Below are 16,472 nucleotides of genomic sequence, written 5' to 3'. Positions count from 1 at the left end.
ACCCTAAAATTCCGCGCCTGCGGTGACGTCGTGAGAACGGCGAGAGACCGGTCGTTCAGGCGCGCTCGTGGGCAGCGCACGGCTCCTGGAAGAGCCGCGAGCAGGGAATCCCACGTACGACGGAGCGCGAGCTCATGGAGCGTCTCGGTCGCCGAGCCAGCGCGCCGCGAGCGCGAGCGTCTCGCCGTTGTCGAGCGCCGACAGAAACCGATCCCGGTAGAGAGGATTCGAGATCTGCCCGGCACGGGCCATCACGCTGTCGCGCGCCCGCGCGATCGCGTCGAGCGCCTCGGCCTGCCGGCCGCTCGCGAAGAGCGCCTCGGCCCGCACGAGGCGGATCAGCGACTCGCCCTCCTCGACCGCGCCGAGCGACTCCAGGAGGGAGAGCGCGTCGCCGGAGAGGGCGAGCGCCTCCTCGGCGCAGCCCTTCCGGAGCAGGACCCGCGCGCAGAGAGCCCACGCCGCCGCGCGCATCGGCGGCGCGCTCCGCAGGAGCTCCGCGGCCGCGCGGGCCTCGGCCTCGGCGGCGCCGAGATCGCCGCCGAGCAGCGCCGCCTTCCCCAGGTAGGCGCGGGCGATCCCCTCGGCCCTGGGATCGCCCAGCCGCTGGAACGTCGCGATCGCCTCGGCCTGGACCCGCCGGGCCTCGTCGAGGTTGCCGCGGGCGCTCATCACGTTGCCCAGGTTGGTGCGGGCGACCGCGGCCAGATCCGTGAGCTCCATCTGCTCCGCCGCGCGGAGCGCGGCGCGCAGCGCGTCCTCGGCCCCCTCGTAGTCCCCGAGCTCCATGGTGATGGCGCCCAGGTTCACCCGCAGCGAGCACGCGTTGCGGCGATCGCCGCTCCGCTCGAACACCTCGAGCGCCGCCTCGATGCCGTCGAGGCAGGCGCCGAGATCGCCGGAGGTCATGGTGCGGATGGCGCGCGCCTCGTAGAGCCTGGCGAGCACCTCGACGTCGAGCGGCCGCTCCTCCTCCCCGCTGCGCTCGAGGGCCTCGATGATGCCGTCCGCCACCGCGTAGCGGCCGCCGAAGGCGAGCCAGTTGGCCCCCTCGACGAGGCAGATGTCCCTCCCGGTCAGCGCGCCCTCGCGGGGCGACGCGCCCCGCGCCGTCGCCACCCAGGACTCCACGCGATCGAAGGCCCCCTGCTTGCCAGCGGCCGTGACCACCCAGGTCACGGCGGAGTACCAGGACGGCGAGCCCGGCTCGAACCGCGCGACGGCGTCGAGCGCGCGCTGCTCGGCGACGGCGAAATCGCCACGCCACACGCGGGCCTCCGCGTCGACGAGGAGCAGCCCGCCCGCCTCTGCCTCGGTCGCGCCGCACGCGAGGCCGCGCTCGGCGTGGCGGATCGCGGCGAGGAGATCGTTGCCGCGCAGCGCCTGCTCCGCCGCGCGCCGGTACCACGCCGCCGCGCGCCCCGGCTCGGCGCCGCGCTCGAAGTGCTCCGCGAGCTGCGCCGCGTCGCCCTTCCCCTCCCCTTCGAGCCACTCGCCCGCCAGCCGGTGGCCGAGCCGCCGGTCGTACTCCGTCAGCGCCCCGTACGCCGCCTCCCGCACAAGGCCGTGCCGGAAGCTGTGCTCGGCGTCGTCCGCGCCCGCCTCGATCAGAGGGCCAGGCTCGGGCGCCCCGGCACGGCACGCCGGCGAGGCCTCGCGCTCGGGCCCGTCCCCGGGCCCCCCGCGCGCGGACGACGTGGAGGAGAGGCTCTCACCAGGCGCGCCGCCCCGGCCAGGCGGCCGCCTCGGGACGATCACCTCGCGCTCGACGAGCTCGGCGAGCCGGACCGCCACCTCGGCGTCGGCGCCGCCGAGCAGCGCGGCGACGCCGGCGGGCCGGAAGCTCTGGCCGAAGACGCTCGCCGCCCGGAGCACGCGCCGCGCCTCGGGATCGAGCGCCTCGAGCCGCGCCTGCACCATCGCCAGCACCGTCTCCGGCAGCGCGGCCCCTCGCCCCTCGGCGGCGGCGCGGATCTGCTCTTCCAGGAAGAAGGCGTTGCCGTCGGCCCGCTCGACCAGCGTGCCGATGATCTCCTCGGTGACGGCGCCGCCGAGCGCCTGGCGCGCGAGCCGCTCGCTGGCGCGGCGCGAGAGCCCCGTGAGCTCGATCTCCTGGACGCCGCGGCCTGCCCACAGCTTCGGGAACATCTCGCGCACCTCGGGCCGGCCGAGCGCCAGCACCATGAGGGGCGCGTCGCGCAGGTTGCGGAGGGCGCTGTTGATCATGCCGACCGTGGGCAGGTCGCCCCAGTGCATGTCCTCGAGGACGAGCAGCACCGGCTGCGCCGCGCACTCGGCGCGCAGGAACTCCTCCCACGCGAGGTGCAGCTGATCGCCCATGAGCACGGAGCTCCGCCGCGCCGCCCTGAGCGCCTCGCTGGCCTCGTCCGGGAAGGGCGCCCCCACGAGCTCGCCGAGGAAGGGCGCGACGTGGGCGCCGCGCTCGCCGTGACGATCGACGCGCTCGCGGATCTTGCGCTGCACCGCCGCGGCCGGCGCGCCGTCGGCGACGCCGAGCGCGCGGCGGAGCACCTGCGAAAGGAGGCCGAAGGCAGAGCCGGCGCTCATGGGGTCGCCGCGCGCGATCCAGACCGCCATGGGCTCGTCCCGCGCCCGGAGGCGCCGGAGCAGCTCGACGCGCAGGCGCGACTTGCCCATGCCGGCGGGGGCCGTCACCAGCACCGCGGACGGGGTCTGCTCCTCGATGCACTGGGCGAACGTCGCCTCCAGAAGCGACAGCTCGCGGTCGCGGCCCACGCACGGCGTCGGCTTGCCGAGGAGGCGCGGCACCGCCTCGAGGTCGTCGCACTCGCCGCGCAGGAGATGGCCCGCGTGATCCGACCCGAGATCGAACCGCGCGCCGAGCAGGCCGGCCGTGACCTCGTCGATGCGGACCACGCCGAGCCGCGCCTCGTCGCCGGCGAGCAGCGCGGCGGCCTGATCGATGAGCTTGCCGATGGGGGAGCGGGCGGTGATCTCGGCGCGCCCCGAGACGAGCGCGACGGGCGCGCCGCCGAGCAGCACCTGCATCGCGAGCGCGCACCGCGCCCCCCGGGCGGCGAGGTCGGTCGGCGCGACGGGGCCGGACAGCACAACGACGGGAGAGCGCGCCTCGATGATCTCGAGGCGGCCCTGGTGGCGCTCGGCCAGGGCGCTGAGCGCGCGCACGCGGAGCGCGTCCTCGCCCTCGGACCGCGTGGCGTCGCTGTCGAGCGCGCCGTCGCGGGCGACGAGCAGGCATATCATCCGGCGCTCGCCGGTCGTCAGCTCGGGCGTCGGGCCGCCGATGGGCAGGGGGAGGCCGCGCCGCGAGCCTGGCGCGAGATCGCCGAGCGACCCGAGCTCGGCGGCCACGGCCGCGCCGTCGCGGGGGCGGTCGCGCGGGGCCTTGGCGAGCATGCGCGTCACGAGGTCGTCGAGCGCGGCCGGGACCTCGCCGCGGAGCTCCCGGAGCCGCGGCGGATCCTCGAGGAGGACCTTCACGAGCACGGAGAGGCCGTCGTTGCCGACGAACGGGGGCCGGCCGGTGAGGCAGCGGTAGAGGATGCAGCCGAGGGCGAAGACGTCGGCGCGGGCGTCGATGGCGACCTCGCCGCGCGCCTGCTCGGGGGCCATGTAGCCGGGGGTGCCGAGCATCACGCCGGGCATGGTGAGCTCCTGGCCTCCCTCCGCGACGCGCACGACGCCGAAGTCGAGCAGGGTGACGTCGTCGATGGAGCCGCCGGCGAGCAGGAGGTTGCTCGGCTTGAGGTCGCGGTGGACGATGCCGAGCCGGTGGAGGGCGCCGAGCGTGGAGGCGACGCGCACGCCCAGCGAGAGGCTCTCGGGGACGGTGAGCGGCTCGCGGAGCAAGCGCTCGGCGAGGGTCTCGCCGGAGAGCCACTGCATGGCGAGGTAGAGCTCGCCGCCCTCGGTCGTGCCGTGGGCGACGTACCCGACGACGCCGGGGTGGCGGAGCGCGGCGAGCGCGTGCGCCTCCCGGCGGAAGCGGTGCGACTCCTGCGGGCCCGTGCGCTGGAGGATCTTCAGCGCGACCGGCTCGCCCGTGAGCCGATCGCGGGCGCGGAAGATCTGCGCCATGCCGCCGGAGGTCGCGTGCCCTTCGATCTCGAAGCGGTCGGCGACGATGTCACCGGCGCGCATCAGCGGTACCCCTGAGACGACTCAGAGAGCCGCAGCGCTCGCCTGTGGGGTGCTTCGGACGAGCTCATCGCAGCGACCGAGGATATCCAGAACCGCAGCGCTCCCCGTCAGCAAATTGTGCTGTAAGCAAGGCAACGTCAGGGACCGCGGCGCGGTGAGCTCGCGGCGAGGGCGGATCGGAGGTTGTGCACCTCACCACACGCGAACAACGATGTACCCGACGTCTGCCCGAGTCGATCAGCCCTGCGGGTGTCCGTCCTTGGCGCCGGAGAGGACCTCATCGACAAGTTTCACCCAGGCGCGCTTTCCATCGAAGACCGCGGCGAGCTCATGCACGGGGGCGGCGCCGGCGGCGACCAGCTCGACCGCGTAACGGCGATCGCGGACTTGCCGCGCCGCGGCGAGGAGCGCCTGCTCCGGGGTCTCGCCTCGCTGCGGCACCTTGAGCTCCAGCACGACGCCTGGACGGCCCGGCGCGCGCGGCCGCACGAGCAGGTCCGCGCGGCCGAGGCCGGACTCGCGGTTCGAGCGAACATCGTAATCGCCCTCGAGCTGCACGAGGAGGCCAAGGATGAAGCCGTGATAGAGCTTCTCCGGCTCCCGGCCGGCGGGGTCCTGATAGGACATCACCGTGACGAGCAGCCGCTCGAGCAGCGCCTCCAGCGACGGGGCGTCGCCGCCGAGCAGCGCGCGGAGAAGCGCCTCGGCGTGCCTCCGCTCGGGGAGCCCGCGCCGGAGCCAGGAGCGGAAGAGATCGCGGTACGCGACGCGGACCTCGAGGTTGGGAATGGCGAGCGAGGCGGTGACCTCGCCGAGCTCCTCCCGCACCGCCGTGGCGGTGAGATAGCCGGAGAAGAGGAGGAAGCTCCACAGCGCCTCCGGCTGCTGGTCCAGATCGCGCAAGACGATGTTCTCGTCGATGCGCGCCTCGACGGGCTCGCCGCGCAGGAGCGCCTCGGTCTCGCTCGAGAGCCCGAGCCCCCGCCGGGCGATGAGGTGCTGGAGGAGCTCGGTCGAGGCGGTGTTGACCCAGTACGGCCGGAGCGCGCCGCTGGCCACACAGTTGAGGATCGACCAGGGGTTGTAGATGACCTCGCCCCCGAAGCGATATCCGTTGTACCACGCGCGTACCTCCTCGAGGCGCGGCAGCGTGGGGTCCGGGAGCGGCGCCGGCTGCGCTGCGGAGGCGCCGTCGGGCCGCGCTTGCGCGAGGACGCTGGCGACCTCGGCCTCGGTGAAGCCAAACGACGTTGCGTAGCGGCGATCGCTCAGGATCGACGACACGATGACGTTGTTCAGGCCGGAGAAGAGGTTCTCCCGGGCGACCCGCAGCACCCCCGTGAGCGCCCCCTTGAAGAGAGAAGGGTTGTCCTTGAGGGCGGCAGAGAAGAAGTTCCGGAAGAACAGCGTCACCTCGTCGAAGAAGCCGTTCAGGTAACCGGACTGGATGGGGGTGTCGTACTCGTCGATCAGGATGGCCACCTTCTGGCCGTGGTGGCGCGCGAGGTAATCGGAGAGCTCTCTCAGTGAGCCACGGCAGTCTTCCTCGGAAATCTCTCCGAGGAGCATGTGCTCGTAATGTCGCCGCTCATCGGGGCGGAGCGCGTCGCTCTTCAGCAGGTGTTGATGCTGGCTGTAGAGGCGCTGAACCTCCGTACGGATCGCGTCCAGCGTGGTCTCGTAAGAGAGGGTCTTGATGTCCTTGAACGTCAGAAAGAGGACGGGGTACCGCTGGAAATGCTCGCGGGCCGCCGGGTCGTTCCAGACGGCGAGATCCTGGAACAGCGGGGAGAGGTCCTCGTCGCGTTTCTCGAGGAAATACGCGAGGGTGGAGAGGTTCAGGGTCTTTCCGAAGCGGCGCGGCCGCGGGAACAGGACGACCTGCGCAGGATCGGCGAGGAGCTGTCCCAGGAAGGGCGTCTTGTCGACATAGCCCGCGCCCGCGCGGCGGAGCTCGCGAAAATCGGACTGGCCGAGGGCGGGGATGAAGGGCATGGCGACTCGCTGCGCGCAGGGGGCTGTCGCTCGACGTGATGGCGTCGACGTTACCAGACAGAGCGCGCGGGGGACTGTCCCCGGCCGCCCCCGGCGCGTCAAGCGCTCGGCCGGAATGGGAAAGTCGTCTGCTGAGCTCAGCGGCCTCGCATGTCCCGCGTCCGCGCCGCCCCGATCGCGCCCGTTCCCGGCGCCGCCGCTGCTCCGCGTGGCCGGCCGCGCACCGTCGATCTACCCTACCCAGGTGCGATCCCACGTTCTGGCCGGCTGCCTCGCGGTCCTGATCCCCGCGGCCGCGACGCTCGCTATCCCGCACGCCGAGGCCGCGGATTTCGATCCGTCCGGCCGCGGCAGGCGGCCCAGGCCGAAGGCCCCGAAGCCCGGCGGCGGCAGACCGGGCCCCGCCGCGCGGCCGCAGCCCGCGAAGCCGCCGCAGGCGAAGCCGGAGCGGGCCGAGACCGGCGACGGGAAGCGGGGCGGCCCGTCGAGCGACGCGCTGATCGCGCGCTACACGGCCATCGTCATGAGCCAGCCGAGCGCGCCCTTCCCCCTCCAGCGCCTTGCCCAGCTCTACCGCGAGCGCGACGGGAACCTGAGGAAGCTCGTCGAGGAGTTCGAGCGCCGCGCCGCGCAGCCCGGGGCCGACGCCTGGGCCTCGAAGGTCGTGCTCGCCGGCGTCTACAAGCAGGACGGGCGCTACGACGACGCCATCAAGACCTACGAGGCCGCCATCGCGGACCGGCCCGGGGACCCGGCGGCGATGATGGCGCTCGCCCAGCTCGAGGCGGACCGCGGCGACAAGGCCCGCGCGCGCGGGCACTACGAGAAGGCGCTGCCGCTGCTCAAGATCCCCGCGGACGTCGAGCAGACGCGGCGCACGCTGCTCGCGCTCTGCCTCGACCTCTCCGACTTCGAGGCGGCCAAGGCGCAGCACGACGCGCTCGTGAAGAACGCGCAGGGCTCGCTCTTCGTGAAGGCCGAGCTCGGGCGCGAGCTCTCCGCGCGCGGGCACCACGCGCGCGCCGAGGCCGAGTTCCGCGAGCTCGTGAAGGCCGCGGCCGGCGACAACCGGGCGCTCGCGCCGGCGCTGCGCGATCTCGGGCAGGCGCTCGCCAAGCAGAAGAAGATGGACGAGGCGCTCGCCGTGCTGAAGCGGGCGCTCGCCATCGCCGGCAGCGCCGCCGGGGTGCGGGCCGAGATCCTGCTCATCATGACCGACGCGTTCCGCGCCGAGGGCAAGCTCGCGGAGCTCATCGCGATCCTCGAGGCCGAGAAGGGGCAGGACTTCCAGCGGCTCGCGACCCTGGGCGCCCTGTACGAGGAGACCGGCGACGTCGACAAGGCGATCGGGATCTACAGGAAGGCGCTCGCGCTCGACGGCAAGCACATCGACACGCGGCTCCGGCTCGTCCACCTGCTGCAGACCGCCGGCGAGCTCGACGCCGCGATCCGCGAGTACGAGCTCCTGATCAAGGCGGCCCCGGGCAACGCGGACTTCGTCTTCGAGCTGTGCGAGACGCTCATCCAGCGGGGCGACCGGCCCAAGGCGCTCGCGCTGCTCACCCAGCTCGAGGGGCGCGTCGCGGACGAGGCCGAGACGCTCGCGGCCGTCGCCGATTTCTACGAGCGGGTGGAGGAGAAGGACCGGGCCCTCAAGGTGCTCCAGCGGCTCGCCGCGGCCGCGGGCGGCGATCCGAGCCACCTCGTCGACCTGGGCGACCGGTACTTCCAGGCCGGCGACAAGAAGAAGGCGCTGGAGACGTGGGCGCGCATCAAGCAGGTCGTGCCGAGCCGGGCGCGCGCCGCGGCCACGCTCGGGGAGGTGTACCTCGACCACGACATGGTGGCGGAGGCGCTCGCCGCGCTCCGGGAGGCCGCGCAGCTCGAGCCCGCGAACAGCCGCTACAAGAAGGCGCTCGCGATCGCGCTGGAGCGCACCGCGAGCGCGCTCGGCAACGCGGGGCCGCGCTACGCGGAGGCGCGCGAGCTCTGGGAGCAGCTGCTCGCCGGGGCGGGCAACGACAAGCTGCTCGCGCGCGAGGCGCGCACCCACATCGTCAGTCTCTGGTCGCTCACCCACGAGCTGCCGAGCCGCGTCGCGCCGCTCGCCGCGCGCTTCAACGCGGCCCCGCCCGACCTGGAGGCGGGGCGGCTGCTCGCGGAGGTGCAGCGCAAGCTGCACCGGCTGCCCGACGCCGAGGCCACGCTCCGGCGGCTGGTCCAGGCCGCGCCGGGCGACGAGGACTCGCTCCTCGCGCTGGAGCGCGTGCTCGTGCTCCAGCAGAACCTCCTCGGCGCGATCGACGTGCTGGGCAAGCTCGTCGAGGTGAACCCGAAGCGGGCCCGCGAGTTCTACCAGCGCATGGCGCAGTACGCCGCGGAGCTGTACCGCGACGACGACGCGATCCGGTACGCCGCGCGGGCCGTCGAGCTGTCGCCCGAGGACGCGAGCGGCCACCAGAAGCTCGGCGACATGTACCGCCGGCGGCAGGACTTCCCGCGCGCGATCGCCGAGTACCGGCAGGCGCTCGCGAAGAACGACCGGCTGTTCCCCGTGTACTTCGACCTCGCCGAGCTGCTGCTCACCGCGGGGCAGGCCGAGGAGGCCGACCGGCTCTTCCGCCGGGTGGTGAGGGCGTCGAACGACGAGGAGCTCGTCGCGCGCGCGGCGCGGATGTCCATGCAGGTGAACCTCGGCCGTGGCTCGCTCGAGGTGCTCGAGCGCGAGCTCCTGCCGGTCGCGGTCGGCAACCCGCAGAAGCCGCTCTACCGGCGGCTGCTCGTGGAGCTCTACGGCGCGATGACCTTCCCGCTGATGCAGAAGGTCCGCGGCGACGGCCGCGCGGCGAGCGCGGCGGCGCGCGCGGAGCTCGCGAAGATCGGCGCCCGCGCGGTGAAGCCGCTGCTCGACGCGCTCGCGGACGAGAAGGAGTCGCAGCAGAAGATCGCGATCGAGGTGCTGGCCTACGTCGAGAACAAGGGCGCCGGGCCGGCGCTCTACAACTTCGCGATCGGCCAGGCCGACAAGGGCCTGCGCGCCCGCGCGATGATCGCGTGCGGCGCGCTGCGCGACCCGGCCATGCTGGAGCGCTACGAGCAGATGCTCGCGCCGCGCGACGCGGCGGCGAGCGTGCTGCCGAACGACGCGGTCGCGGTCGCCGCGACCTGGGGCGTGGCGCGGCTCGCGGCGGGCGGCGGGCGGCCGGCGGCCAAGGCGGTGGCGCTGCTCGCGCGGCTCCTGTCGTCGCCGGCGCCGGAGGTGCGGGCGCTCGCGGCGGTCGGCCTCGGGCTGACGCACGACCGGAAGCACGCCGCGGCGCTGTCCGCGGTCGCGAGGGCGCCCGAGGCCGGCTCCGTGCCGCGCGCCGCCGCGGTCCGCGCGCTGGGCGAGCTCGCGGGCGGCGGCGAGGGGCCCGCGCTGTTCATGTCGCTCGCCGACTCGAGCGAGCCGGAGCTCCGCCGCGCGGCGCTGCTCACGCTCGCGCGGCTCGGCGGCGGCGGCGCGGGACCCGGGGGCGGCGGCGCCGGCGAGGCCGAGGCGGTCGCCGCGGGCGGGGCCGCCCAGGCGATCGCGGCCGGCGCGTTCTCATCGGACGAGGGGCTGCGCGCCGCCGCGGTCTCGGCGGCGGTCGCGCTCACGCGGCGCGCGTACCCGCGCACGCGCGAGCCGCTGCCGGTGCCGGACGGCGCGCTGACGGTGAAGGACGTGCTCGCGGGGCTCGACCCCGATCCGCCCGGCCCGGAGGATCGCGCGGCCGCGCTCGTGGCGCTCGGCCCGGCGCTGCAGAAGGCCGCGGTCGCCGCGGTCGCGACGTCGCCCGAGCGGGCCCTGGTCGTCGCGGACGCGATCCTGTCGCGCGGCGCGGCCGTGTCGGGCGGGGCAGGCGGCGATCACGGCGCCGGCGAGGGCGTCGCGGCGCTCGGGCTCGCGCCGTTCACGGACGGGCGCGCGGCGCTCGCCCCGGAGCCGAGGCGGCAGGTGGAGGCCGCCGTGGAGGGGATCGCGGCGGCGGTCGTGAGCGGGTTCGTGGCGCTCGTGCGGCACCCGGCGATCGAGGTGCGCACGCGCGCGGTCGAGCTGCTCGCGACCCGGCCCGAGCCCGAGGCCCAGGCCGCGGTGGTCGACGCGCTCGGCGATCCCGAGGAGAGCGTGCGGCGCGCGGCGCTCGCGGCGCTCGGCGCGGTCCGGCACGGGCCGACGATCGCGGCCGTCTCGGAGCTCCTGCGGACCTCGTCGAGCTGGCCGCTGCGCGTGCGCGCGGCGGAGGCGCTGGGCCGGCTCGGCGCGCCGGGCGGGGGCGCGGGCGGCGGCAGGCCGAGTCAGGTGGCCGAGACGCTCGGCGAGGCGGCCCGCGCCGACGCGTACGCCCTGGTGCGCGAGGCGGCGGCCCGCGCCCTCGCCTCCGCGGACCGCGCGGCGGCGGCGCCGGTGCTCCGGCAGCTCGCGGCGGGCGATCCCGAGCCGCGCGTCCGCCAGACCGCGGTCGAGCTGATGCGGAGCGCCGCGCCTTGAGCCGCGCTTCTCCGCCCGGGCTGCGGCGCCGCGCGCTGCGGCTCGCGCCGCTCGCCCTCGCCGGCGCGATGAGCGCCGGCGGGGCGGCCGGCTGCGACGATCTGAGCCGGTTCTCGACGGCCGACGGGGAGGCGTACTGCGGCGCGATCACGCTGGGCGGCGCGTTCCGCGCCGGCCTGAGCCCGCGGGTGCAGATGCGGCTCACGCTCGACGCCGACGCGCTCGACGGGCCGGAGCCGCCGGGCGCGCTGTGGACCTACGAGGCGCCCGACGGGGCCACGGCCGAGCGGCGCCTCCTCGACGGCGTGCCGCTGCGGCCGATCGGCGCGCTCGCCCACGACCCGCTGTCGCGGCTGGAGTTCGGGGAGGGCCGGGAGCGCAACGCGATCTACGCGGTCGACGCGTCGGAGCCGGAGGCGGAGCCGATGCTCGCGGTGCTATCGCTGCGCACGGACGCGTCGGTCGAGGTGCGCCTGCTCCGGCCTGGCCGGGCGCCGCTCGCGCCGGACGAGGCGGATGCGGCGGGGCAGCGGCAGGTGTTTGGCAATTTCAGGCTGACGCGGCGGACAGGGACATGCGGGTTCTAGGGATCGAGACATCGTGTGATGAGACGGCGGCGGCGGTGGTCACCGAGGGAGGCGACGTCCTCTCCGACGTCGTGCGCAGCCAGGTGGCGCTGCACGCGCCTTACGGGGGCGTCGTGCCCGAGGTCGCGGCGCGCGATCACGCGCGCGCGGTGGTCCCGGTGGTGCGCGAGGCGCTCTCGCGCGCGGGCGTCTCGGCGGCGGATCTCGACGGCGTCGCGGTGACGTCGCGGCCGGGGCTCGCCGGGGCGCTGCTCGTCGGCCTGCAGGCCGCGAAGGGGCTCGCGTGGGCCGCGGGCAAGCCGCTCGTGGGCGTCGATCACCTCGTTGGGCACCTGCTCGCGGTGTTCCTGCGGCGGGGCGGCGCGCCGCGCTTCGACGAGCACGAGCGGCCGTCGTTCCCGTACGTCGCGCTGCTCGCCTCGGGCGGGCACACGGCCATCTACCGGGTGGATGGCCCGGCGATCGGCGCGATCCGGGAGCTCGGCGCGACGCGCGACGACGCCGCGGGCGAGGCGTTCGACAAGGTGGCGAAGCTGCTCGGCCTCGGGTATCCGGGCGGGCCGGTGGTCGATCGGCTCGCCGCCAGGGGCGACGCGGCGGCCGCGGCGGACGCGGTGCCGGCGCTGATGGCGCGCAAGGAGTCGCTGGAGTTCAGCTTCTCGGGCATCAAGAGCTCGGTCGCGCGGCACGTGGCGAAGCGGGGGCGGCCGGAGGGGCAGGCGCTCCGCGACCTGTGCGCGGCCTTCCAGGGGGCCGTTGTCGACGCGCTCGTGCAGAAGACCGTGCGGGCCGCGCGGGCCGAGGGGATCGGGCGGGTGGTCCTCGGCGGTGGGGTCGCGGCGAACCAGGGGCTCCGCGCGAAGATGGCCGCGGCGTGCGAGCGGCGGGGCCTCGCGCTGTTCGTGCCGCCGCTCGCGAGCTGCACGGACAACGGGGCGATGATCGCGTATGCGGGCGCGCTGCGGCTCGCGGCCGGGGAGCGGGACACGCTGGATCTCGCGCCGGAGACGAGGACGGCGCTGCCGCGGGTGACCCGCAAGGGCGGTGGCGCGAGGTGATCGGGACAGCCCGGTAGCGGGAGCGGCGCGCGGAGGACGCGGGTCCTGTGTGTGGGGGGACATGGCGTCCGGTGGCGTCCGGTGGCGGACCATGGCGAACGGTGGCGGACGATGAAGTCATGGCTCGTGCTGGGGATTACCTCGGACTTGTACGCTGCGGCGAGCCGTGGTCTGATGCGTTTCTCAGGATTCAGGCCGGCCCGCGCTCGCCGTTCTTCCGGCCGCGCGGGACAGGACAGGGCTGGATAGCCCGCCCGGCGGGGCGCGAGGATTGTAAGCCATGCAGGTTGTTCTACCGATAGTGCTCGGGTTGATCGCGGTGGCGTGCGGCGCAGGCGCCGTGTTCCTGTTGATGCAGGCCACGCAGCTGAAGCGGCAGCTCCAGGACGCGAACCAGCACATCGAGGCGCTCCGGCAGGCCAAGGGCCAGCTGGATCAGATGCGGTCGCAGTACGGGCAGATCCAGCAGGCGCTCGAGATCGCGAGGAGCGACGATCGCCAGAAGGTCGACTGGCTCGACGCCCAGCAGAAGGAGATCGACTGGTACAAGAGCGAGCTCGAGAGCCGGCCGAAGATCACGCAGAAGCGGTACAAGATCCTGACGCTCGGCATCAAGTGGACCGGCAAGACGTCGCTCACGCTCAAGTGGGCGAATCCCCTCGTGGATCTGGGCACGCTGCAGGGGACGAAGATCGAGCGTTACGAGCGGACCGTCAGCCACGTCCTCACGAAAGAGGTGTTGACGGAGCACGTGTTCGAGATCGGCGACTGGGGCGGCGAGCACATCGTGGATGCGCAGCAGGAGCTCATCATGGAGGAGATCCATGGGCTCTTGATGGTCGTGGATCTGGCGGGCAAGGACGGTCAGAAGATCGAGCCGTCGAGGATCCAGGAGCAGCTCCGGGAGTTTCAGCCGCAGTCGCTGCAGTTCTTCTTCAGCCCGAAGACGCTGGCCTCGTGCAAGGCGGTCGTGCTCTTCATCAACAAGTCCGATGTTCTGTCCGGGACGCCGGCCGAGGTGGAGCGGGAGGCGCGCGGGTATTACAAGACGCTCATCGACAGCCTGGAGCGGTACAAGAACAACATCGACATTCGCGTGCTCGTCGGGTCGGCGAGCTACGGGCACAGCACGCATCACCTGTTCTCGCACTTCGTGGAGAAGATCCTCCCGAAGAACGCGTATGATCCGCAGCTCCTGCAGCGGATGAAGCAGGACATCAGCGGGCATTCGGCGCTGTCGCGGACAGCGGCGCTCCCTGCCCCGCCGGTGCCGCAGCAGGTCAGGCCCAATGTACGGTAGCGAGGGCGCTTCGGGGTATGTGATCCCGCGGTACCGCGCGCCGGCGGACGCGGCGTGGTATCATGTGCTGCACGGGAACATCCCGGGGCACCAGATCGACTTCATGTACTGCCCGGAGGTGCCGCAAGGGCCCCTCACGACGACGCAGTTCAGCCACCTGGCGCGGCTGATGAAGTACATCGAGCCTGCGACGGGGGCGACGCACGCGTTCGCGATTGGCAATCTGTCGAGGGATGACACGCAGCACGAGCCTGGCCACGGGGCGGTGGGGCTCATCTTCGGCTTCCGGATCGGCGGGGCGGTCGACCATGCCGGGCGGGGGAACCCGCCGTTCGCGCACGGGATCGTCGCGGTGGATCGGGACCTCGGGTATGCGACGCTGCTGGAGGCGTCGGCGACGTTTTACCGGCACGTGATGAACGCGACGGAGCTGAACTCGTCGGCGGGCATGTTCTACCGCGAGTACACCGGCGCGGTGCGGGAGGCGCCGGAGCGTGTGGCGCACGTGCTGGAGCGGTATGTCGAGGAGTTCGGGGATCTGCCGTATCTGCGGCGGAGCGGCGCGACGTGGGACTGGGTGGCCGACGAGGGGGCGCAGCCGAAGCGGGTGGTGATCGTCCACAAGCCGGATGAGCCCTTCGGGTCGATCGCGCTGGCGGCGGCGAAGATCGCGACGGTGCTGTACCGGTCGAACATCAAGTGGACGTCGATCACGAGCGGGCGGGAGGCGGATATCCCGGGCGGGGTATCTGTGCGGTTCGTGAGGGAGCGGGACGTCACGATGGAGGACCGGCACGGGGTGCTGATCCGGATCGAGGAGGTCTCGGAGGACGAGGGGGAGATCGCGCGGGGCATGTTCGGTGCGCGGCCGCTGGCCGAGGTGGAGGAGAAGCCGCAGTTCGGCGGCGGGTGGCGCGAGCGGTTCGCGGCGCAGCAGGGCGGGACGGGGCCGGTGGGCGTGGCGGGCGCGGTGCCGGGGGTGGCGCTGCAGGAGCGGCGGGCGCCGGGGTCGCTGCCTCCGTCGCAGAAGGGCGTGGCGGGGCCGGCGGGGCCGGCGTCGCAGCAGGTTGGGCCGAAGGGGACGCTGGTCATCGACTCGGAGAAGCTGCTGGGGAGCGCGGCGCTGGCGGCGGGGATCGAGGCGGGGGGCACGGGGCCTGTGCGGATGGGACAGGCGGCGGCGGGGAATGCCGTGGCGGCGCAGGCGGCGAGCGGCGGGGCCGGGCGGGCGGCGAGCGGTGGGGCGTGGAGCGCGCCGGCGGCGGCGGCGCCGCTGCCGTTGCCGAGCGTCGGCGGGGAGGAGCGCGACGAGATCCCGGTCATCGTGGAGAAGCCGGCCTCGTCGCGGACGTGGATCTGGGCCGTCGCGGGGCTCGGCTTCGTGGCCGTCGCGGGTATGGTCGCGGTGCTGGTATCGCAAGGGGCGCCCGGGGGTGGGACTGTAGCGCCGGAGGCAACGGGGCCGGGTGTGACGCCGCCTGCCGGGAGCGCAGCGGCGCCGGGGCCGAGCGCCGAGGCTGGCGCGGCGTCGACGGGGTCGCCCGCCACGACCGCGCTGCCATCGCCGTGGGCGCCGCCGGATGTGACGGGGAAGCCGCAGGCGGATGTGCCTCCGCCGAAGACGCAGCCATCCGGGCGGACAAGGAACACCAAGGCAGGTGGGGCCGCGCCGGGGCGCTTGGACCCGAAGCCCAGAGGGGGTAAGGTGCCGCCGTCGAACGCTGCTGTGCCGCCTCTCCCCGAAGGGAAGCCCGAGTTTTGATGACTCCGACGATGAGGAAGCGACCGCTGCTGTGGAGCTTTGGCGTGGCCGTGGCGTTGACGGCGCAGGCAGCGGGCGCGCAGCAGCCAGCCACCGCGGCCGCCGCCGGCGAGACCGACGCGCTGACGGACAAGGCGCGACAGCTCTATGAAGAGGGGAGACAGGCGGCGGCGGCGGGGAAATGGGCCGACGCGCACGCGTCGTTCCTCGCGGCGTGGGCGATCAAGCCACATTACCAGATCGCGTCGAATCTGGGGGTCGCGTGCCTCAAGCTGGGCAAGCACCGCGACGCAGCAGAGTACCTGACGCGGTATCTGCGCGAGGCGCCGGCCACCAAGGTGAACGAGCGGCAGAACGCCGAAGCGTCGCTGAAGGAGGCGCTCGCGAAGGTCGCGTCCGTGACGGTGCAGGTGACGCCGGCAGGGGCGGAGGTGACGGTCGACGGGGCGGTCGTGGGCAAGGCGCCGCTCGCGGATCGGGTGTTCTTGGCACCGGGCGAGCACGAGATCGGGGCGAAGCTCGAGGGGTACGCGCCAGCGACGCGTCCCATCGCGGCGGTGGCGGGCCGTGCGGAGACGGTGACAGTGCAGTTGGAGCGCGCGCCGGTCGCTGGCGTGGGCGCGCGTCCCTTCGTGGTGGAGCCGGTGGCGCCGCGCGCTGAGCTGCGGACGCCGTTGCTCGTCACGGGCGGGGTCGTGGCGGGCGCCGGCATCGTGACGGGCGTGGTCTTCGCGGTGCTCGCCGGCAATCGAGCCGATCACGCGGAAGAGGTCCGGAACGAGCTGAAAGCCCAATGGGGCGACGAGAAGAGATGCCCCGAGGGGGACGTTCCCAGGTGTAGCGACCTTAAAGACGCAGTCTATGACGAGATCGACCTGGGCAACGTCGCATTCTGGAGTCTCGTGGCGGGGGGAACGGTCGGGGTTGGCACGCTGGTCTACGGGTTGGTGACGATGAACGCTGAGCCTCAGAAGACGGTCCCGGGCACACGCGTGGCGCCGTTCCTCGGACCGGGCATTGCCGGGCTTTCGTTCAGCGGAAGGTTTTGAGCTTACGTACTTCGAAGGGAGAAGGCCGTACTATGCGTCGTCGCGCCCATCTTGCTGCTGCGATC

Annotated in this window: 8 protein-coding genes; 6 read left to right on the top strand and 2 right to left on the bottom strand. The window is 73.7% G+C overall.

The window, feature by feature from the left end; all coding sequences use genetic code 11:
• Positions 1–132: 132 nt before the first annotated feature.
• Positions 133–4,143 (bottom strand): protein kinase domain-containing protein, encoded by a 4,011-nt coding sequence (locus tag WMF22_RS08940; protein WP_438035482.1) that lies wholly within the window; start codon positions 4,141–4,143, stop codon positions 133–135.
• A gap of 237 nt (positions 4,144–4,380) precedes the next feature.
• Positions 4,381–6,138 carry an AAA family ATPase gene (locus WMF22_RS08935; RefSeq protein WP_438035481.1) on the bottom strand — a complete coding sequence of 586 codons (1,758 nt, stop codon included), beginning with the start codon at positions 6,136–6,138 and terminating at the stop codon, positions 4,381–4,383.
• A gap of 244 nt (positions 6,139–6,382) precedes the next feature.
• Between WMF22_RS08935 and WMF22_RS08930 the strand changes: the two genes are divergently transcribed.
• From WMF22_RS08930 to WMF22_RS08905, 6 genes are all read left to right on the top strand, one after another.
• Positions 6,383–10,651 (top strand): tetratricopeptide repeat protein, encoded by a 4,269-nt coding sequence (locus WMF22_RS08930; protein WP_438035480.1) that lies wholly within the window; start codon positions 6,383–6,385, stop codon positions 10,649–10,651.
• Entirely contained in the window at positions 10,648–11,238 is a 591-nt protein-coding gene (locus tag WMF22_RS08925) for a hypothetical protein (protein WP_438035479.1), read from the top strand. The genes WMF22_RS08930 and WMF22_RS08925 overlap by 4 nt, the downstream gene beginning before the upstream one ends.
• The gene (gene tsaD / locus WMF22_RS08920; protein ID WP_438035478.1) at positions 11,226–12,296 is read left to right on the top strand and encodes a tRNA (adenosine(37)-N6)-threonylcarbamoyltransferase complex transferase subunit TsaD; all 1,071 of its coding nucleotides are present in this window, start codon (positions 11,226–11,228) and stop codon (positions 12,294–12,296) included. The genes WMF22_RS08925 and tsaD overlap by 13 nt, the downstream gene beginning before the upstream one ends.
• Positions 12,297–12,576: 280 nt before the next feature.
• Positions 12,577–13,596, top strand: a complete 1,020-nt coding sequence (locus tag WMF22_RS08915; protein ID WP_437298670.1) for a hypothetical protein — start codon at positions 12,577–12,579, stop codon at positions 13,594–13,596.
• On the top strand, positions 13,586–15,358 hold the full coding sequence (locus tag WMF22_RS08910; RefSeq protein WP_438035477.1) for a hypothetical protein: 1,773 nt from the start codon (positions 13,586–13,588) through the stop codon (positions 15,356–15,358). The genes WMF22_RS08915 and WMF22_RS08910 overlap by 11 nt, the downstream gene beginning before the upstream one ends.
• A 44-nt stretch (positions 15,359–15,402) precedes the next feature.
• Positions 15,403–16,407, top strand: coding sequence for a PEGA domain-containing protein (locus WMF22_RS08905; RefSeq protein ID WP_438035476.1), 1,005 nt, complete (start codon positions 15,403–15,405; stop codon positions 16,405–16,407).
• Positions 16,408–16,472 lie beyond the last annotated feature (65 nt).

Source organism: Sorangium sp. So ce204, from assembly GCF_051526795.1.
Taxonomy (GTDB): Bacteria; Myxococcota_A; Polyangia; order Polyangiales; family Polyangiaceae; genus Sorangium; species Sorangium cellulosum_B.
The sequence above is the reverse complement of the archived record's forward strand: the minus strand, read 5'-3'. Positions and strand labels throughout refer to the sequence as shown.

What these genes read in the sequence shown, in the direction of transcription:
- WMF22_RS08940 (WP_438035482.1), bottom strand. Translation starts at nt 4,143, where the DNA reads ATGCGCGCCGGTGACATCGTCGCCGACCGCTTCGAGATCGAAGGGCAC.
- WMF22_RS08935 (WP_438035481.1), bottom strand. Translation starts at nt 6,138, where the DNA reads ATGCCCTTCATCCCCGCCCTCGGCCAGTCCGATTTTCGCGAGCTCCGC.
- tsaD (WP_438035478.1), top strand. Translation starts at nt 11,226, where the DNA reads ATGCGGGTTCTAGGGATCGAGACATCGTGTGATGAGACGGCGGCGGCG.
- WMF22_RS08915 (WP_437298670.1), top strand. Translation starts at nt 12,577, where the DNA reads ATGCAGGTTGTTCTACCGATAGTGCTCGGGTTGATCGCGGTGGCGTGC.
- WMF22_RS08910 (WP_438035477.1), top strand. Translation starts at nt 13,586, where the DNA reads ATGTACGGTAGCGAGGGCGCTTCGGGGTATGTGATCCCGCGGTACCGC.